The sequence below is a fragment of the Arthrobacter sp. Leaf69 genome (assembly GCF_001422645.1).
Taxonomy (GTDB): domain Bacteria; phylum Actinomycetota; class Actinomycetes; order Actinomycetales; family Micrococcaceae; genus Arthrobacter.
Map to the genome: position 1 here is coordinate 775,454 of NZ_LMLR01000010.1, position 17,127 is coordinate 792,580.

Annotated in this window: 18 protein-coding genes; 8 read left to right on the forward strand and 10 right to left on the reverse strand. The window is 67.8% G+C overall.

What is annotated here, in order from left to right; translation table 11 throughout:
• Positions 1 to 71: 71 nt before the first annotated feature.
• Positions 72 to 1,091: an EamA family transporter gene (locus ASE96_RS08870; protein ID WP_056429302.1), complete on the forward strand. Its 1,020-nt coding sequence runs from the start codon at positions 72 to 74 to the stop codon at positions 1,089 to 1,091.
• A gap of 609 nt (positions 1,092 to 1,700) precedes the next feature.
• Positions 1,701 to 1,973 carry a DUF2277 domain-containing protein gene (locus ASE96_RS08880; RefSeq protein ID WP_056428885.1) on the forward strand — a complete coding sequence of 91 codons (273 nt, stop codon included), beginning with the start codon at positions 1,701 to 1,703 and terminating at the stop codon, positions 1,971 to 1,973.
• Positions 1,974 to 1,995: 22 nt separating this feature from the next.
• Here the strand turns inward: ASE96_RS08880 and ASE96_RS08885 are convergent, their stop codons facing one another.
• The 6 genes from ASE96_RS08885 to ASE96_RS08910 all read right to left on the reverse strand — a co-directional run bounded on the left by ASE96_RS08885 (position 1,996) and on the right by ASE96_RS08910 (position 7,897).
• Complete coding sequence (locus ASE96_RS08885) at positions 1,996 to 4,257, reverse strand: heavy metal translocating P-type ATPase (RefSeq protein WP_442853892.1); 2,262 nt, start codon at positions 4,255 to 4,257, stop codon at positions 1,996 to 1,998.
• Between the two features lie 110 nt (positions 4,258 to 4,367).
• Positions 4,368 to 4,598 carry a heavy-metal-associated domain-containing protein gene (locus ASE96_RS08890; RefSeq protein WP_056428892.1) on the reverse strand — a complete coding sequence of 77 codons (231 nt, stop codon included), beginning with the start codon at positions 4,596 to 4,598 and terminating at the stop codon, positions 4,368 to 4,370.
• Positions 4,599 to 4,662: 64 nt separating this feature from the next.
• Positions 4,663 to 5,016: a metal-sensitive transcriptional regulator gene (locus ASE96_RS08895; RefSeq protein WP_056428895.1), complete on the reverse strand. Its 354-nt coding sequence runs from the start codon at positions 5,014 to 5,016 to the stop codon at positions 4,663 to 4,665.
• Between the two features lie 225 nt (positions 5,017 to 5,241).
• A complete protein-coding gene (locus ASE96_RS08900; RefSeq protein ID WP_235500178.1) occupies positions 5,242 to 5,799 on the reverse strand; it encodes a DinB family protein in 558 nt (185 codons plus the stop codon).
• A complete protein-coding gene (locus ASE96_RS08905) occupies positions 5,796 to 6,329 on the reverse strand; it encodes a universal stress protein (RefSeq protein ID WP_056428897.1) in 534 nt (177 codons plus the stop codon). The genes ASE96_RS08900 and ASE96_RS08905 overlap by 4 nt, the downstream gene beginning before the upstream one ends.
• Before the next feature lie 188 nt (positions 6,330 to 6,517).
• Complete coding sequence (locus ASE96_RS08910) at positions 6,518 to 7,897, reverse strand: NAD(P)-binding domain-containing protein (RefSeq protein ID WP_056428900.1); 1,380 nt, start codon at positions 7,895 to 7,897, stop codon at positions 6,518 to 6,520.
• An 89-nt stretch (positions 7,898 to 7,986) separates the two neighbouring features.
• Here ASE96_RS08910 and ASE96_RS08915 point away from each other — a divergent pair, with 89 nt between their 5' ends.
• The 4 genes from ASE96_RS08915 (at position 7,987) to ASE96_RS08930 (ending at position 10,132) form a co-directional block, all read left to right on the forward strand.
• Positions 7,987 to 8,337, forward strand: a complete 351-nt coding sequence (locus ASE96_RS08915) for an ArsR/SmtB family transcription factor (RefSeq protein WP_056428903.1) — start codon at positions 7,987 to 7,989, stop codon at positions 8,335 to 8,337.
• A 77-nt stretch (positions 8,338 to 8,414) separates the two neighbouring features.
• Positions 8,415 to 8,615, forward strand: a complete 201-nt coding sequence (locus tag ASE96_RS08920) for a hypothetical protein (RefSeq protein ID WP_056429305.1) — start codon at positions 8,415 to 8,417, stop codon at positions 8,613 to 8,615.
• 60 nt (positions 8,616 to 8,675) lie between these two features.
• Positions 8,676 to 9,839, forward strand: coding sequence for a WD40/YVTN/BNR-like repeat-containing protein (locus ASE96_RS08925; protein ID WP_056428906.1), 1,164 nt, complete (start codon positions 8,676 to 8,678; stop codon positions 9,837 to 9,839).
• A 5-nt stretch (positions 9,840 to 9,844) separates the two neighbouring features.
• Entirely contained in the window at positions 9,845 to 10,132 is a 288-nt protein-coding gene (locus tag ASE96_RS08930) for a MoaD/ThiS family protein (RefSeq protein WP_056428908.1), read from the forward strand.
• Between the two features lie 5 nt (positions 10,133 to 10,137).
• Here the strand turns inward: ASE96_RS08930 and ASE96_RS08935 are convergent, their stop codons facing one another.
• The 3 genes from ASE96_RS08935 to ASE96_RS08945 all read right to left on the reverse strand — a co-directional run bounded on the left by ASE96_RS08935 (position 10,138) and on the right by ASE96_RS08945 (position 13,244).
• A complete protein-coding gene (locus tag ASE96_RS08935) occupies positions 10,138 to 10,374 on the reverse strand; it encodes a hypothetical protein (protein WP_056428911.1) in 237 nt (78 codons plus the stop codon).
• 183 nt (positions 10,375 to 10,557) lie between these two features.
• Complete coding sequence (locus ASE96_RS08940; RefSeq protein ID WP_056428914.1) at positions 10,558 to 12,252, reverse strand: alpha-amylase family protein; 1,695 nt, start codon at positions 12,250 to 12,252, stop codon at positions 10,558 to 10,560.
• Entirely contained in the window at positions 12,249 to 13,244 is a 996-nt protein-coding gene (locus ASE96_RS08945; protein ID WP_056428915.1) for a TIGR03885 family FMN-dependent LLM class oxidoreductase, read from the reverse strand. The genes ASE96_RS08940 and ASE96_RS08945 overlap by 4 nt, the downstream gene beginning before the upstream one ends.
• Before the next feature lie 94 nt (positions 13,245 to 13,338).
• Here ASE96_RS08945 and ASE96_RS08950 point away from each other — a divergent pair, with 94 nt between their 5' ends.
• Entirely contained in the window at positions 13,339 to 14,415 is a 1,077-nt protein-coding gene (locus ASE96_RS08950) for an ATP-dependent DNA ligase (protein WP_056428919.1), read from the forward strand.
• Between the two features lie 168 nt (positions 14,416 to 14,583).
• Here ASE96_RS08950 and ASE96_RS08955 read toward each other — a convergent pair whose 3' ends face one another.
• Positions 14,584 to 15,903, reverse strand: coding sequence for an MFS transporter (locus ASE96_RS08955; RefSeq protein ID WP_056428921.1), 1,320 nt, complete (start codon positions 15,901 to 15,903; stop codon positions 14,584 to 14,586).
• Positions 15,904 to 16,128: 225 nt separating this feature from the next.
• Here ASE96_RS08955 and ASE96_RS08960 point away from each other — a divergent pair, with 225 nt between their 5' ends.
• Positions 16,129 to 16,995, forward strand: coding sequence for an IclR family transcriptional regulator (locus ASE96_RS08960; RefSeq protein WP_082492646.1), 867 nt, complete (start codon positions 16,129 to 16,131; stop codon positions 16,993 to 16,995).
• Positions 16,996 to 17,127: the final 132 nt, after the last annotated feature.

The following is a 17,127-nucleotide window of genomic DNA, read 5'->3' on the forward strand; positions in this document are numbered from 1 at the left end:
CTCCTGACAGGAGGCAGCCCGTGTCTGCCGCACGCCGCACCGCCGAAGCCCCGGCCAAGATCGCTTCCGGAATGCACGCCCCCGGAAAACGTGGTCCCGGCAAGCCCGGCGCGGCACCCGGTTTTCTGGCGTCCGGCCTCGGGGTTGCCCTGTTTTCCTCGGCCGTCTTCGGACTCTCGGGGTCCTTTGCCAAGGCGCTGCTGGAGACCGGCTGGACCCCCGGGGCGGCCGTTACGGCCCGACTCACCGGCGCCGCGCTCATCCTGGCGGTTCCCGCCATTCCGGCACTGCGAGGGCGCTGGCACCAGCTCAGGGACAACTGGCTCACGGTCCTCCTCTTCGGCTTCATCGGCGTCGCAGCCTGCCAGCTGTTCTACTTCAACGCCGTGGCCAGGCTGTCTGTAGGGGTGGCCCTGCTCCTGGAATATCTCGCTCCGGTGCTCATCGTGCTGTGGCTCTGGGCCGCCAGCCGCCGGCGCCCGCGGCCTCTGACCATCGCCGGAACCCTGCTGTCCCTCGGCGGACTGGTCCTGGTCCTGGACCTCACGGGAGCCGTGAAGATCGACGTCATCGGTGTGCTGTGGGGGATCGCGGCCGCAGTCTGCCTGGCTATCTATTTCTTCATCACGGCCAAGGAAAACGACACCCTCCCGCCGATCGTCCTTGCCTCCGGCGGGCTGATGGTCGGCGCCGTCACCATGTGGCTCGCCGCCGCGACCGGCCTGCTGCCGATGGCCTTCAGCACCGCCGACACCCGCCTGGGTCCCTGGGTCACCCCCTGGTGGGTGGCCCTCGGCGGACTGGTGCTGCTGGCCACCGTGCTGGCCTACGTCTCGGGGATTGTGGCTGCGCGGGCCCTCGGTTCCAAGGTGGCGTCCTTTGTCTCGCTGACCGAAGTGCTGTTCGCCGTCATCTGGGCGTGGCTGCTGCTGGGTGAACTGCCCGGACCCATCCAGCTTCTGGGCGGGCTGCTGATTGTCGGCGGCGTTGTGCTGGTCCGGCTGGACGAGCTCCGGACGCGGACCGGCGCCGGTGCGAACGCGGTGCCGTCAGCGCTCGACCATGCGAACGACGTCGAACCCGTGCCGTAAAAGGGGAGCTGACACGAACCGGCCCGGACGCTGCTGCGTCCGGGCCGGTTCGATGTCTGCGGGCTTCCTGCCTAGCGGGAAGCGCTTTCCTGCTCGGTGGCGTTGCGGCTGGCCTGCTTGCCGGCCTCCTGCAGTGCCTGGGAAACCTTCGCCAGGGCGGCAACGTGCTGGCCGTTCCNAAGCGCTTTCCTGCTCGGTGGCGTTGCGGCTGGCCTGCTTGCCGGCCTCCTGCAGTGCCTGGGAAACCTTCGCCAGGGCGGCAACGTGCTGGCCGTTCCACTCGCTGCGGAACTTGTCGGCGTCCGGGCCCTTCCAGTCGGTGCCCTCAAGCACCTTGGTCAGCAGCGACTTCTGCTTGTCGATCTCGGACGAACCGGCCTGCAGCTTCGTCCCAAGAGTCTTGAGCTGAGCAATGTCTGCACCCCAAATAGCCATTCGAAAAATCTCCTCAAGTGATAGCAGCGGACCCGGCACTGCCGGCGTCCCCTCGGATTCCGGCTGCTCCGGAAGATCCAGTGCCCCCAAACTATCCTGCCGGCCGAAAAACTGTCGATGGGCAGCCCTCCCCATGCCCTCGATCCCGGACGCAAGGCCCCCTAGCATGGAGATATGTGCCGAAACATCCGGACCCTCCATAATTTTGAACCGCACGCCACCACCGCAGAGGTGGAAGCGGCGGCGCTGCAATACGTGCGCAAGATCAGCGGCAGCACCAAGCCGTCCAAGGCCAACGAAGAGGCCTTCAACCGGGCTGTGCACGAGATTGCCCACGTGACGCAGCACCTGCTCGACTCCCTGGTGACGCACGCCCCGGCCAAGGACCGCGAGGAGGAAGCCGCGAAGGCGAAAGCCAGGGCAGCTGTCCGCTACGGCGCGGCCTGAGAGGCGTCCCTCCGAAGGGCGACTACTTGCCGAAGCTGCGCAGCCGGAGCGAGTTGGCCACCACCAGCACGGAGCTGGCCGCCATCGCCGCGCCCGCGATCATCGGGTTGAGCATGCCCAGGGCTGCCACCGGGATCCCCACCGCGTTGTAGAAGAAGGCCCAGAAGAGGTTCGTCTTGATGGTCGCCAGCGTCCGGCGGGACAGTTCGATCGCCTGCGCGACCTGGCCGAGATCGTTGCCCATAACCGTCAGGTCGGCCGCCTCGATGGCCACATCGGTGCCGGATCCCATCGCGATGCCAAGGTCTGCCTGCGCCAGCGCCGCCGCGTCGTTGACGCCGTCACCGGCCATGGCCACCGTGGCGCCGGCGGCCTGCAGTTTCCGCACGGCCTCGACCTTGCCGTCCGGCAGTACCCCGGCGAACACGTCCTCCGGAGCGATCCCGACGGCGGCGGCCACCTGCGCGGTCACCGCGGCGTTGTCCCCGGTCAGGAGGATCGGCCGGAGGCCGAGCCCGCGGAGCCGTGAGATCGCGGCCGCGGAGCCCGGCTTGACCGTGTCGCGCAGGCTGATGATTCCGGCGGGCTCCCCGTCCACGGCAACCCAGATCGCGGTGGCCCCGGAGTCTTCGGCGCAGCTGAACGCCGCCAGCTGCGCGGCATCCGGGTCTATGCCGTTCTCCTGCAGCCACCCCGTGCGGCCGGCTGTGATGATCCGGCCTCCGACGGTTCCCTGGACGCCGCCGCCGGGCGCGGAGCGGAAGTTGACGACGGCGGGCAGCACACCGGCGTCCGCGCCGGAGCGGTCGTGTCCGCGTTCTGCCAGGCGTGCGGCGGCGGCCACGGCGCGGGCGATCGGGTGTTCGGAGGCGTCCTCCACCGCTCCGGCCAGCCGCAGGACCTCCGCCGGGGTGGCGGTCCCGAACGCCGCGGTGCCGTCGACGGCGAGGTGGCCCGTGGTCACGGTGCCGGTCTTGTCCAGCAGGATGGTGTCAACGGTCCGGGTATCCTCGAGGACCTGCGGGCCCCTTATCAGGATGCCCAGCTGCGCGCCCCGGCCGGTTCCGGTGAGCAGCCCCACCGGGGTGGCCAGGCCCAAGGCGCAGGGGCAGGCGATGACCAGCACGGCGACAGCGGCCGTGAACGCGGCACGAAGGTCGGCGTTGCTGACCGCCGGTCCGGCCGCCAGCAGCCAGCCGCCGAAAGTCGCTGCGGCGATGGCCAGGACCACCGGTACAAATACGGAGCTGATGCGGTCCGCGAGGCGGGCGATCGGCGCCTTGCCGGACTGGGCCTGGGATACCAGCCGGCCCATCTGGGCCAGTGTGGTTTCGGCGCCGACACGCGTGGCCCGGACCAGCAGGCGGCCGGAGGTGTTGATGGTGGCGCCGGTGACCGGGCTGTCCGGGCCGACTTCCACGGGCACGGATTCGCCCGTGACCAGCGAGGCATCGACAGCGGAGGAGCCTTCGACGACGATGCCGTCCGTCGCGATTTTCTCGCCTGGGCGGACCACAATGAGGTCGCCCACGGCCAGCCGGTCGGCCGGCAGCTGCTGCTCCCGGCCGTCCCGAAGGATGGTGGCATCCTTGGCGCCGAGGTTCAGCAGGGCCTTGAGGGCGTCGCCGGCCTTCTTCTTGGCATTGGCCTCCAGGTATCGGCCCAGCAGCAGGAAGGTGGTGACCACCGCGGCGACCTCGAAGTACAACCCGCCGGAATCCATGCCCTCCATCCCCGCCGGGTGGTCCGTCATCCGCGGGTCCGCGAAGAGCTGCCAGGCCGAGAAGACATAGGCCGAGGTCACGCCGATGGAGACGAGCGTGTCCATGGTGGACGAGAAATGGCGGGCGTTGATGGCGGCTGCCCGGTGGAAGGGCCACGCCGCCCAGGTGACCACGGGCAGGGCCAGGATTCCGGCGGCCCAGCCCCAGTTCGGGAACTGGAACGCCGGAAACATCGAAATCAGGAACACCGGGACAGTGAGGATGGCCGCGACGATCAGGCGCGGGCGGAGCTTGGCTGCGGCGGCGGACGGCGGGTGGTCGCCTGAAGCGACGCCACCGGCGACATGCTCCGCGTGCTCGGCGGGTTCCAGTGTGACCTTGGGGACGCGAACTGTGGCCTTGTAGCCTGCTGCCTCCACCGTGGCGGTGATCTGGCTGTCCGTGATTCCTGCGGGGACTGTGACTCGGGCCGACTCCAGGGGCAGGTTGACGGAAGCGGTGACGCCGTCGAGCTTCCCGAGCTTGCGTTCGACGCGGCTGACGCACGAGGCGCAGGTCATGCCGTCGATGTCGAGCTCGATCACCCGGGTTCCGGGCTGGTCCAGAAGCTGCTCTCTACTCACCGTGTTTCCCTGTCTGTTGTGGTGTTGCGTGGACGTGCGGCGGGTGATCAGGCCTCGTTGGCCACCACCAGATAGCCTGCTTCGGCAACGGCTTCGCCGATCTCGGAGGTGGACAGGGCTCCGGCCGAGATAATGGTGACGGTGGAAATGCCGCCGGAGTTGAGGTCGACGTCGACCTTCTCGACCCCGGCGAGGGCTTCGAGCTCCTCGCTGACGGAGGACACACAGTGGCCGCAGGTCATGCCGGAAACGTTGACGGTGGTGGAAACGGTGCTCATGGCTGGCTCCTGGTGAGTGGACGGCTGGTTCATCAGCCCGATGGTGTGGTGAGTGGTGTTGCCGCTACCGCAGCAGGCGCCCGATGGCATCGGTGGCCTCCTTGACCTTGAAGTCGATGGCCTCAGCCCGAAGCGCCGCGTCCGGTTCGGCCGCGGCCCCGACAACGCAGTGGCCGATGTGCTCCTCCACCAGGCCGAGGCTGACGGCGTGCAGGGCCTTGGTGACAGCTGCGACCTGGGTGAGGATGTCGATGCAGTACTTGTCCTCATCGACCATCCGGGCGATGCCGCGCACCTGGCCCTCGATCCGTTTCAGCCGCAGGAGGTACGCCTCCTTGTTGGCGGAGTAGCCGTGCTGCTGATGCGGTGCGGCATCGGCACCGTCCATGGCGGGGACTGGGGCAACGGGTTCGTTCATAAGGACAACATATACCCCGAGGGGGTATGTAGCAAGTACCCCATGGGGGTATTGGCGTCCGGTGCGGCGGGGACGCCGGGACACAAAAAAGCTCCGGAGTGCGTTATTGGGGGATACGCACTCCGGAGCAGTCTTTGGGCAGGCGCCCCATCGTTCGCGCCTACTGATTAAAGCTTACTTGGCGGTAGGCAGGGAAAGGAAGCACCCCGAATAAGTACTTTCGCTTTATTTTCGGGCGGCCTGCGGCGCCTCCGGCCCGACGTTCCAGGACAGCTGGGTCGCATGGAAGTCGAAGTGCGCCACCGGGTACGTGTAGACGTCCGCGAGGGTCATGCTCTCCTTGAAGAACGGGTCCCAGCGGGTCGGGAAGTGCATCCGGCATGCCAGTCCGGCCTCCGTTTCCCGCCGCAGGCGCCGTTCCAGCGCCGAGGTCACCCGGCGCAACTTGGCGGCCATCCGCCGGCGGTTGAAGATTCGTGCGCCTCCCTTGGATCCCCAGTCGTTGATGATGTCGAACGGTACGGTCCCGGCATTCAGCAGCCCGGCGAAACCCCGGTTGACGGAATCAGGCAGCCGTCCGAAGATCCGCACCAGCGGAAGCAGTGCCAGCACCACGATGTAGCCGAACACCATGTGGTAGAGCAGCTCCTCGTTGGTCCATCGGGTGCCCGCGCTGCGGCGGTGGAGCTCTTCGGGCGACATGAGCGCCAGGGTGGTCTCCACGTCCATGCAGTTGCGCCGGTAGGCGTCAGCAACGGCCTCGCGGTCCAGCGGGTCGGTCACGCTGGGTCGGGCGTCATGTCAGGCGCCCGCTTGGTCCGGTGGTGGATCGCGGCCCTGATCGGAACGATGAGGATTGGATGGTCCTGATGGTGGCTGAGCCACGCGGCCACCGAACCGTTGAGGGCAGCGGAGATCCGGTGACCCAGGCCGGGTTCGGGTGTGCCCACGATGATCATCGCGGCGCCGACTTCGGCCGCCAGCCTGCCCAGCGCCCGGGCCGGATCCCCGGCCAAAGTCCGTAGGGTCCACTGGACCCCAAGGGCATCGCAGGCTAAGCCGATGCCGTTCCGCAACTCCTGTGTCACTGCCCGGATTTCGGCGCTGTCCGTCTCAGGGTGCAGTGAGAGCCGGTGGGCGGACCGCGCGGGATCCCACTCCACGAGATAACTTGCCTCATCCACGTGGGCGCAGATCAGCTGGACGGAGAGTTTCGAGGCCAACGAAGCGGCAGTCTGCAGCACTTCGGGGCTCTGTCCCGGGAGCACGCCGACCACAAGGGGCGGCGGACCACTCGGGCGTTCGGCGGACATACTCAATTGTGGATCCCGTCCTGCGCCAGGAACAGGGCCTTACTTCCCGGTCTTGCCGCGCGCCAGTGAAGCGGAATCGGCCCTGTGCGCCCCCGACGGCCGGTCGAGGGACGTCGCTCCGACGCGGGACACAGCTCCGGCGATCCCGGCGGCGGCAGGCCGCCGCGGCGTCCCGGGGGCGGCCAAGCTCAGCCCGCGGAGCGGCCGTGGGCCAGCCCGGTGGGGAACCCCACCAGCACGGGCTCGGGCGTGCCGCAGCAGCCTCCCGCCGTCTCCAAGACAGGATCGGCGGAAACAGCCGGGATGTCGCAGCTGGTGCCGGCATCGGAGGAGCAGACGCCGGTCTCCGGAAGTTCCAGCAGGACGGTGTCCGCGGCCTCGCGGTCTCCGGCCAGGGCGGCCGCGACGGAGCGTACCTGCTCGTAGCCGGTGGCCAGCAGGAAGGTGGGCGCCCGGCCGTAGGATTTCATCCCCACGATGTAGAAATCCTTGTCCGGGTGGGCCAGCAACCTGGCGCCGTGCGGCGCAACGGTGCCGCAGGAGTGGAACTCCGGGTCGATCAGCGGGCCAAGTTCACGCGGGGCCTCGACGGCCGGATCCAGTTCCAGCCGGAGTTCCCGCAGGATGTCCAGGTCCGGGCGGAAGCCGGTGCAGGGCACAACGACGTCGGCCTCGAGGGTGCTGCCGTCGGCGGAGCTGACAGTGACGCCCGCGGACGACGCTGTGAGGGCGGTGATCCCGAATCCGGTGTGCAGCTCCACGGTGCCGGCCTCGACCAGGCGGCGGAGCCGGCTGCCCAGCTGCCCGCGCGCGGGGAGGCCGTCGGCGTCGCCGCCGCCGTAGACTTTCTCGGGGGAGGCGCCCCGCACGGCCCAGAGGATTTTCGTGTCCGCCTCCTGCGTCGCCAGGTCTGCAAGGTTGATCAGCGTGTTGGCCGCGGAGTGTCCCGCGCCGACCACCAGGACCCGTTGTCCGGCGAACCGGGCACGCTCGCGGCCCAGGACATCCGGGAGCGCGCCGGAAATCCGCTCCGCGGCGGCCGCTTCACCCGCGGCCGGCAGCCCGGAGGTGCCGAGCGGATTGCGGGTGTCCCAGGTGCCGGAGGCATCAATGACGCCCGCGGCCCGGTACTCGTGGACTTCGCCTGCCGCGTGTTCGACCCTGAGCAGGAACGGCGTTGTGTCGCGGCCGCGGCTGTGGGTCTTGTCCATCCCGAGCCGCGTCACCTCCACGACGCGGGCACCGGTGTGCAACCGGGTGGCGATGGCCGGCAGCGCGGCGAGGGGCGCCAGGTAGGAATCAACGAGATCGCCGCCGAAGGGCAACGCCGTGGGGCGCGGTGCCTCCCAGCCGGACGCGGCCAGGAGCCTGGTGGCAGCAGCGTCGACGTTGAACCGCCAGGGCGAGAAGAGGCGGATGTGGCGCCACTGTTCGATCGCGGCGCCCGCCGCCGGGCCGGCCTCAAAGATCAGCGGCTCGATGCCGCGCTCCAGGAGGTGGGCCGCCGCGGCGAGGCCGATCGGGCCTGCTCCGATGACGGCGACGGGAAGATTCGTGCTCACAGCCATTGTGTCCCCTTCCAAATATTGATAGTTGTCGATATGCCGAGTATCTCCCGCTATATCGACGCCTGTCAATATGAGTGCATAATGGATGTATGACAGCACTCCAGATTGTTGAGCCAGCGGCGGCCGATGCGTGCTGCACCTCGTCCGGGTTGCCCGTGCTGGGTGCCGAGGAGGCGCAGGGCAAGGCCCAGCTCTTCAAGGCCCTTGCCGATCCAAACCGCTTGCGGCTGCTGTCCATCGTCAAGGCGTCCGACGGCGGAGAGGCCTGCGTCTGCGACCTCACCGAGCCGCTGGACCTCGGTCAGCCGACGGTTTCCCACCACCTCAAGATCCTCGTCGACGCCGGCCTGCTGCGCCGCGAAAAGCGGGGCACCTGGGCTTACTACTCCCTGGTTCCCGGCGCGCTCGAGCGGACCGCGGGCGTGCTCTCTGACCTGTAGGCCGCCAGAGTCGCGCGGCTCTTGAACACCTCCGATGCGGGGCCTACGGTTTAAGAACTGAGGAAAGGGTGACCGCCGTGGAAATCTTCATGTGGTGGCTGGATCTGGATCTGGCGAGCAAGGAGTGGCTGCGGGAAAACCTGCGCGCCGCAGAGTTGCCGTTGCCCGTGCTGCAGGGGATTGCCGAAGCCGGCGGACCCCACCCGGATGACGTTTCCGGGGTCCTGACCGACGCCGACTGGGACTTCATCGAGACGCAGTCCGAATTCGTAGACTGACAAAAACGGACCCATTCCGGCGCCGAAAAACCATTGCGGCCATCTTCGCAGGGTGGTTGCATGGGGGGCATGGCTACCGCAGAAAGTTATGTCCTGGCGATCGGCACCAAAAAAGGTCTCTGGCTGGCGACGAGCCCGGACCGCAAAGACTGGTCCCTCTCCGGCCCGCATTTCCTGATGAGCGAAGTCCCCAGCATCGGCATTGACACCCGAGACGGCCGGACCCGGATCCTTGTCGGAGTCCGCTCCGAGCACTGGGGACCCACCGTTTTCCACTCCGATGACCTGGGCGAAACGTGGAACGAGCCCGAACAGGGCGCCATCCGCTTCCCTGAGGGCACCGACGCGGCCCTGGAGCGGGTCTGGCAGATCCATCCCGACGCCGAGTCCCGTCCCGGCGTCGTCTGGGCCGGCTGCGAGCCGATCTCGGTCTGGAAGTCCACCGACGGCGGTGAACACTTCGAGCTCAACCGCGGGCTCTGGGACCACCCCCACCGCGGCGAATGGGGTGCCGGTTACGGCGGCGCCGCGGCGCACTCGATCGTCGTCGACCACACCGGAGAGAAGGTCCACGTCGCGATGAGTACCGGCGGTGTCTACCGTTCGCTGGACGGCGGGAGCTCCTGGGAGCCGCGCAACAAGGGAATCTCGGCCTACTTTATGCCCGATCCCAACCCGGAATTCGGCCAGTGCGTGCACAAGATCGCGGCCGATTCCGCCGTCGACGGCCGGCTCTACGCGCAGAACCACCACGGCGTCTACCGCAGTGACGACGACGCCGAGAACTGGGAATCCATCGCGGATGGCCTTCCGGCGGACTTCGGTTTCGTGATGCTCACGCACCCCGGGCGGGCCGGTACCGCCTGGGTGATCCCGCTCAAGGCCGACGGCGAACGGATTCCCCCGGAGGGCAGACTCGCGGTCCACCGGACCGACGACGCCGGGGCGACCTGGAAGCGCCTGGACGCCGGGCTGCCCGAAAAGGAATTCAATTCCGTGCTTCGGGACGCCGCCTGCGTTGACACGGCAGAGCCGGCCGGCGTGTACTTTGGCACCCGCGGCGGCAGCGTCTACGCCAGCGCCGACGAGGGTGAGCACTTCGCCGAGGTGGCCTCGCACCTGCCGGACGTGCTGTGCGTTCGTGCCTCCGCCGTGTCCGGCGCCGCTTTGCCAGGCGCCGCTTTGTCCGGATCAGCGGTGTCCGCATCCGCGGCGGGCGCCTGAGTCGCGTGCCCGGAATTAGTGTGGTGTTGCCCAGTGTGCTCCAGCCGCTGGCCGGCGGGCAGTCCTTCCTGACTGCGCCCGCCGACACAGCGGTGACGGTGGAGGGTGTCCTGGACGAGGTGACCGGGGAGTACCCGGCGCTGTCGAGGCGGTTGCGGGATGAGACCGGGGCGATCCGACGCTACGTGAATATATACGTCAACGGGAATGAGATCCGCCGCCTGCAGGGCCTGGCCACGGAGGTTTCCCCCGGCGGGGAGGTCCTGATCATCCAGTCCGTCGCGGGCGGCTAGCAGCCTCAGGCGACCCGCCAGAGGCTGCACTCGTCCGTGTTGATGGCTTTCCGCGTGCCGGACTGCCGGTCCATGATCCACACGACGCCGATTCCTGGCGCGGTTTCCTGGACGCTGCCGCGGCGGATCACGACGTCGTCGTAATTCGGGCCGACTTTCAGCCGCGCCTCGATCTCGTCGCCGCGGTGCAGCTGATCCAGGGCACGGATACGGGTTACATGGGCGTTGGCTTCCTTCAACATGGCGGGGCCTCCTGGACTGGAGAGTGGTGCCTGCTCTTGCCGGCACTTCCAGTGTCCTGCGCCAATGTTGCCGCCGCGTTTCGGCCCGGTAAGACGTGCGTAAGCGTTCGACGCCGGGGGAGTTGCCGGCGTCAGGGCCCGGCGGGGAGATTTAAGGGACCCGGTGCCTTGCGGCCCGGCGGCTCAGGGGATGTGGCGTTCGCCCGGGCGCTGGATCCGGAACCACCGGTATCCGTACCGGCCCAGCTCCAGCTCGAATCCGCCGTCGTCCGCCAGGCCGATGTCCTGGCCGTCCAAAAGGTCCCGCAGGTACGCGCCCTCGAAACCGGACTCCGGGTCCCCGGCCGGGCCGACATTCGCCGCCACCGAGGCCGGTTCCGCCCCGAAATTGTGGGCCAGGACCACCGTGGATCCGCCCCAGGAACACCGGTGCAGAAGCACCTTCGAGGCGGGCTGTTTGATGAGTTCGAAGTCGCCCCACCCCAGCTCGGGGCTTTCCCGGTAGCGCTGGATCAGGGTGGCCATGAAGTTCCACAGCGACTCCGGGTCACGCTTCGCCGCGGCGGCGTTGACGGTCTTCGGCCCGAAGTAGCCGTCCACCACCTGCGCCACGAGGTCCTTTGGGGCGGCGGTCGAGAATCCGCCGTTCTCGGTGTCATTCCATTGCATGGGGGAACGCACGGCCGAACGGCCTTTCGCCGAGAGGTCCTCTCCCATGCCGATTTCCTCGCCGTAGAAGAGCACCGGGGTTCCGGGCAGCGCAAACATAAGCGAGTACACCATACGGATCCGGGCGGGGTCGCCGTCGAGCATGGTGGGCAGCCGGCGGCGCAGGCCGCGGCCGTACATCTGCATGTCCTCGTCCGGCCCGAACACGGCAAAAACCTCCTCGCGCTCGGCGTCGCTGAGCTTGTCCAGGGTCAGTTCGTCGTGGTTGCGGACAAACATGGCCCACTGGTTGTCCGGATGGATCTTCGGGCGGGCGCTGAGTGACTTGGCCAGTGGCCGGGCGTCCTCCCGGGCGAGGGACAAGTACAGGTTCTGCATGGACAGGAAGTCGAACTGCATGTTCAGCTCGTTCCCGGCCGCGCCGCCGAAGTACTTCAGCTGCTCCTTGTAGGGCACATTGACCTCGCCCAGCAGCAGGCCGCTGCCGTTGCGGCGGTTGAGGAAGCTGCGGAGCGCGCTGAGGTAGTCGTGCGGATCGACCTGCGCCGAACCTTCCTTGGACGTGCCCTGCAGCTCCAGGAAAAACGGGACCGCGTCGAGGCGGAAGCCGTCCAGTCCCAGCTGCAGCCAGAACCCCATGGACTTGGCGATCTCGTCCCGCACCTTCGGATTTGCCACATTGAGGTCCGGCTGGTGCTTGGCGAACATGTGCAGGTACCACTCACCGGTGGCCTTGTCCTGGGTCCAGATGGACGTCTCCTCGCCGGGGAACACCACCTGCTCCGACGTGTCCGGGGGCGTGTCCTTGCGCCAGACGTAGTAATCGCGGAACGGGTTGTCCACCGACTTGCGGGACTCCACGAACCAGGGGTGCTTGTCCGAGGTGTGGTTGAGGACAAAGTCCGCGATCACGCGCATCCCCCGGTCTTTCGCGGTCCGGATGAACTCCACCACGTCGCCCAAATTGCCCAGCCGCCGGTCCACGCCGTACAGATCAGTGACGTCGTAGCCGTCGTCCTTGTCCGGGGTGGGGTAGAAGGGCATGAGCCAGATGCACGTCACGCCCAGGGCCGCGAGGTAGTCCACACGCTGGATCAGGCCGCCGAAATCGCCGGTGCCGTCGCCGTCGCCGTCGAAGAATGTCTCCGGGTCCAGGCAATAGATGACGGCGTTTTTCCACCACAGGTCCGAGGTCTTGGCGATTCTCACAGCAGCACCTCCCGGTCCTGCCGCGGGCTCCCGGACGCGCGAAGCTGCGGGAGCACGTGTTCCGCGAAAGTATGGATGAACGGCGCCTGCTCCTGCCCGACGAAGTGCAGGTACAGCTCATCGAAGCCCAGTTCGAGATATTCGGAGAGCCACTGCGCGTGCTGCCCGGTGTCCGCGGAGATGTTCACCACCTTGCGGACCTGTTCCTCGCCGACGTCGGCACTGACGCCGTCGAAGTGGGCCGCCGTCGGGAGGTCCCAGGGGATGGGCGGGGCGAAGACGTTGCTGCGCCACTGGTCCAGGGCCACCGCAACGGCCTCCTGTTCCGTCGGCGCCCACGACAGGTGCACCTGCAGCACGGCCTTGCCCCGGCCGCCGGCGTCGCGGTAGGCAGCGAGCATGTCCCTCAATTTCGCGTGCGGCTGGTTGACCGTCACGAGCCCGTCCGCCCAGGCCGCCCCGCGCCGAGCGGTTTCCACGCTGACGGCCGGGGCGATGAGCGGCGGCTTGATTTCCGGCACATCCCAGATCCTGGCCTGATGGACGGTGACCAGGCCGTCCCGGGTCACTTCCTGGCCGTCATGGAGTTCGCGGATGATCTGGACGGCTTCCTCGAGCCGCTGCTGCCGGGTCGCCTTGTCCGGCCAGACCTCGCCGGTGACGTGCTCGTTCATGTACTCGCCGCTGCCCGGCGCCAGCCAGAACCGGCCGGGGAACATGTCCGCCAGGGTGGCCGACGCGTGCGCGATGATGGCCGGGTGGTAGCGCTGGCCGGGCGCCGTGACCACACCAAGGCGCAGCTTGGTGGTGGCCAGGGCTGCCCCCAGCCAGGACCAGGCAAAGCCCGAATGCCCCTGCCGGGCGGACCAGGGCTCGATGTGGTCGGAGCACATGGCGGCGTCGAAACCCGCCTGCTCGGCCAGCTGCACGTCCTTGAGGAGCCGGCCGGGGCTGATCTGTTCATGGGAAGCGTGGAAACCGAGGGTAGCCATTGTTCATGTCTACCGTCGCCCCGGCGGGTTGTCGAGGAAATCCAGCCCGGCCGGCCTCTGGCGGGCGGCGTCAGGCGGGACCACAATGGGGCCTATGCAACTGCCCCTGATGCCCCCGGTCGCGCCCATGCTTGCCAAGTCTGTGCCGTCCCTGCCCGAGGGCGCGATGATGTTCGAGCCGAAGTGGGACGGGTTCCGGTCCATCATCTTCCGCGACGGCGGGGACGTGGAGATCGGCAGCCGCAACGGCAAGCCCCTGACCCGCTACTTCCCCGAACTGGTCGAGGCGCTGAAGGCAAACCTCCCGCCGCGCTGCGTGCTCGACGGCGAGATCATTATGGTCGGGGCCTCCGGTGACCGGCTCGACTTCGACACCCTGCAACAGCGGATCCACCCGGCCGCGAGCCGGGTCCGGCTGCTGGCCGAGCAGACGCCGGCGAGCTTTGTCGCGTTCGATCTGCTGGCGCTCGACGACGAGGACCTCACCGGCCGTCCCTTCGCCGAGCGGCGCGGGGCCCTGGAACGCGTGCTCGCCGGGAGCGCGGCGCCGATCCACCTCACCGCCGCGACCCGGGACAGGGGAACCGCCGGGGAATGGTTCCACCAGTTCGAGGGAGCCGGGCTCGACGGGATCGTCGCCAAACCGCTGGACGGGCCATACCTGCCGGACAAGCGCTCCATGTTCAAGATCAAGCATGCACGCACAGCCGACTGCGTTCTCGCCGGGTACCGGGTGCACACGTCCGGCCCGGACCGGGTCGGTTCGCTGCTGCTGGGACTTTACGACGACGCCGGAAGACTCGCCAGCGTGGGCGTGGTGGGGGCCTTCCCGCTGCAGCGCCGCAAGGAACTTTTCGAGGAACTTCAGCCACTGGTGACCAGTTTCGAGGACCACCCCTGGGACTGGGGCCGGCAAGAGGCCGGGACCCGTACTCCGCGCAACGCCGAGGGCAGCCGGTGGAGCGGGAGCAAGGACCTCACCTTCACTCCGCTCCGGCCGGAGCGTGTGGTGGAGGTGAAGTACGACCACATGGAAGGCGAGCGGTTCCGCCACACGACGCAGTTTGTGCGGTGGCGCCCGGACCGGGACCCGCGTTCGTGCACTTACGAACAGCTCGAGGAGCCGGTCAAGTTCGATCTGGCCGTGGTGCTGGGTACCGGCGGGGACTGATCCGGCGCATCTGGTCGGCGCCCCGTTTGCGGAGACGGCTCCCGACGCTCCCGCCCGGTTGCTTTTGCACCGCACTCCGGGGACACGGAAAAACCCGGCGTGTCCTGAGGAACACGCCGGGCTTCCGGGGGTGCGGCCCGAAGCAACCGGGCAGGAACGCTGAGCGCGCTACTTGACGCCGAGCTCCTTGGTGGGAATCTTGAAGGATTCCTTGGCGGTCAGGGCCGAGACGGCCGAGATCAGGCAGATGACGGCGGTGAAGATGCTGATCTGGACCCAGCCGCCGGGCTTGGTGCCTCCCATGGCGGCGACGATCGCCGGGGCGAAGCCTGCCATCAGGAAGCCGAGCTGGGTGCCGATGGCCAGGCCGGAGAAGCGGACCTTGGTGGTGAACATTTCGGCGTAGAACGCGGGCCAGACAGAGTTGGCGGCCGCGTAGCCGAAGGAGAAGAAGCCGATGGCGGCCAGGAACATCAGCGGGACACTGCCGGACTCGAGGCTGAGCAGGAACACCGGCGTCAGGACGGCGCTGGCGACGGCGCCGTAGATGAAGACCGGCTTGCGGCCGATCCGGTCCGCGAGCATGCCGAAGAGCGGCTGGGTGCCGAGGGCCAGGAAGTTCGCGCCGACGACCAGCCAGAGGGTGGTGGTGCCGTCCACGCCGGCGACGTTCTTGGCGTAGGCGATGGCCAGCGTGCCGAACACGGTGGAGACAGCGGCGATGAAGGCGCATGCGACGACGCGGAGGACATCGCGCCAGTGGTGCTTGAGCAGGTCTGCGACGGGAAGCTTGGAGATCTGCGCGTTCTTCTGGGCTTCCTCGAACGCGGGCGGCTCGTGCAGGGTGCGGCGGATGAAGAACGCAACAATCACCACGACGGCGCTGAGCCAGAACGGGATGCGCCAGCCGATGCCGTACTTGATCTCGTCCGGCAGGGCCAGGACGGGGATGAAGACGAGGGCCGCGAGGATCTGGCCGCCCTGGGTGCCGGTCAGGGTCCAGGAGGTGAAGAAGGCGCGACGGTTATCCGGGGCGTGTTCCAGTGTCATGGACGAGGCGCCCGCCTGCTCGCCGGCCGCGGAAAGGCCCTGGCAGAGCCGCGCCAGCACCAGCAGGGCCGGAGCCCACCAGCCGATGGTGTTGAAGTCCGGCAGGCAGCCGATCATGAACGTTGAGGCTCCCATCAGCAGGAGTGTGAACATAAGGACCTTGCGGCGGCCCACCCGGTCACCGAAGTGCCCCAGGATAACGGCGCCGATCGGCCGGGCGACGTAGGCGAATCCGAAGGTCGCGAAGGACATGATCGCCGCATTGGCGCCGGCGTCGGGGAAGAAGACCGTGGGGAAGATCAGTGCGGCGGCTGATCCGAAGATGAAGAAGTCGTAGTACTCGACGGCGCTGCCCAGGAAACTGGCGAGGGCTGCCTTCTTCGGCGTCCCGGCCGGTGCGTCAGTGCCCGGCGTCGTAGACGGGAGTGTCTGGCTCATGGAGTTCCTTTGTGTGACGACATTGTCGCGGATGGATCAGGAAGGTCTCGGCCGCCGCTGGCTTAAGTGTGCGGCAGCAGAAGGTTCGTGGAAAGACCCGGGACGAGTAGCCACATGGTGGGAGCTACTTGTGCCATGTAGCAATCATGACTGTGAGGGCGGTCACTTGTCAATAAAAATAATCACCATCTAGAAATAGCTCTCACCATGTGAGAGCATTTACCTATGAGTGTGAATCAAGACACAGAAGTGCCCGAGGCTGCCGCTGCCCCTCCGGCCCCTGCCCGCAAGGGTGCAAAGGCCCCCCGGGGGGATGCGAAGGGGGATGCGAAGGAAGACTCCCGGACGGACATGGTCGGCAAGGCCCTGGGCCTGCTGGTCCTGCTCGGCGATGAGCCCCGCGGTGCCAGCGCCGCGGAGTTGTCCCGCAGGGCGGAACTGCCCTTCAGCACCACCTACCGCCTGCTGGGTTCCCTGACCCGGGACGGCTTTGTGGACTACGAGCCGGACGGGCGCCGCTACCACTTGGGCCTGCGGATCTTCCAGCTGGGGCAGCGCGTGTCCAACCACCACGGGTTCGCCGGCACGGCCCTGCCGATCCTGCGGCGCGTCACGGACGAGACGGGCGAAGCCACTATCCTCTCCGTGCGCGACGGAAACCACCACCTCACAGTCAACAAAGTGGACGGACCGCAGACCTTCCGCGTCACGAGCGATCCGGGACACCTGGGCGCACTGCACACCACCTCGGTCGGCAAAGCGCTCGTGGCCTTCGCCGACGACGCCACCCGCAGCCGGCTGGTCGACGAGCTTGAGCTGGAGCCGCTGACCGAATTTTCCATCACGGACCGGGAGGCATTCCGGGCGGAGATCGAACTGGTCCGCCAGCGCGGCTTCGCCGTCATGGACCAGGAGAACGAACTGGGCATGCGGGCTGTCGCCGTTCCGGTGCTCAACGCCCAGGGCGCCGCCTTCGCCTCCCTCGCCACGGCAGTCCCGGTCTTCAGGATGAGTGTCGAGGCCCTCGTGGCCTTGGTCCCGCTGCTCCAGTCGGCTGCGGCCGAGCTGTCCGCCCGGCTGCCGCAGCAGTGAGGCGGCCATGAAATTTCCCGGTTTGTTCGGTAGTAGAACAACAGTGCAACATGCGAACATTTCCGGTACTGTAATTTCCAACACCCGGCCCGCGGACGTCGCCTCGTGCGTCACCGCCCGCCGAGTGCCGTT

Excerpts from the sequence above, each read along its gene's own strand:
- ASE96_RS08905 (WP_056428897.1), bottom strand. The coding sequence starts at position 6,329 with ATGTCCGCCGAACGCCCGAGTGGTCCGCCGCCCCTTGTGGTCGGCGTG.
- ASE96_RS08890 (WP_056428892.1), bottom strand. The coding sequence starts at position 4,598 with ATGAGCACCGTTTCCACCACCGTCAACGTTTCCGGCATGACCTGCGGC.
- ASE96_RS08960 (WP_082492646.1), top strand. The coding sequence starts at position 16,129 with ATGAGTGTGAATCAAGACACAGAAGTGCCCGAGGCTGCCGCTGCCCCT.
- ASE96_RS08925 (WP_056428906.1), top strand. The coding sequence starts at position 8,676 with ATGGGGGGCATGGCTACCGCAGAAAGTTATGTCCTGGCGATCGGCACC.
- ASE96_RS08915 (WP_056428903.1), top strand. The coding sequence starts at position 7,987 with ATGACAGCACTCCAGATTGTTGAGCCAGCGGCGGCCGATGCGTGCTGC.
- ASE96_RS08955 (WP_056428921.1), bottom strand. The coding sequence starts at position 15,903 with ATGAGCCAGACACTCCCGTCTACGACGCCGGGCACTGACGCACCGGCC.
- ASE96_RS08895 (WP_056428895.1), bottom strand. The coding sequence starts at position 5,016 with ATGAACGAACCCGTTGCCCCAGTCCCCGCCATGGACGGTGCCGATGCC.
- ASE96_RS08945 (WP_056428915.1), bottom strand. The coding sequence starts at position 13,244 with ATGGCTACCCTCGGTTTCCACGCTTCCCATGAACAGATCAGCCCCGGC.
- ASE96_RS08935 (WP_056428911.1), bottom strand. The coding sequence starts at position 10,374 with ATGTTGAAGGAAGCCAACGCCCATGTAACCCGTATCCGTGCCCTGGAT.
- ASE96_RS08910 (WP_056428900.1), bottom strand. The coding sequence starts at position 7,897 with ATGGCTGTGAGCACGAATCTTCCCGTCGCCGTCATCGGAGCAGGCCCG.
- ASE96_RS08880 (WP_056428885.1), top strand. The coding sequence starts at position 1,701 with ATGTGCCGAAACATCCGGACCCTCCATAATTTTGAACCGCACGCCACC.
- ASE96_RS08950 (WP_056428919.1), top strand. The coding sequence starts at position 13,339 with ATGCAACTGCCCCTGATGCCCCCGGTCGCGCCCATGCTTGCCAAGTCT.
- ASE96_RS08870 (WP_056429302.1), top strand. The coding sequence starts at position 72 with ATGCACGCCCCCGGAAAACGTGGTCCCGGCAAGCCCGGCGCGGCACCC.
- ASE96_RS08885 (WP_442853892.1), bottom strand. The coding sequence starts at position 4,257 with ATGACCTGCGCCTCGTGCGTCAGCCGCGTCGAACGCAAGCTCGGGAAG.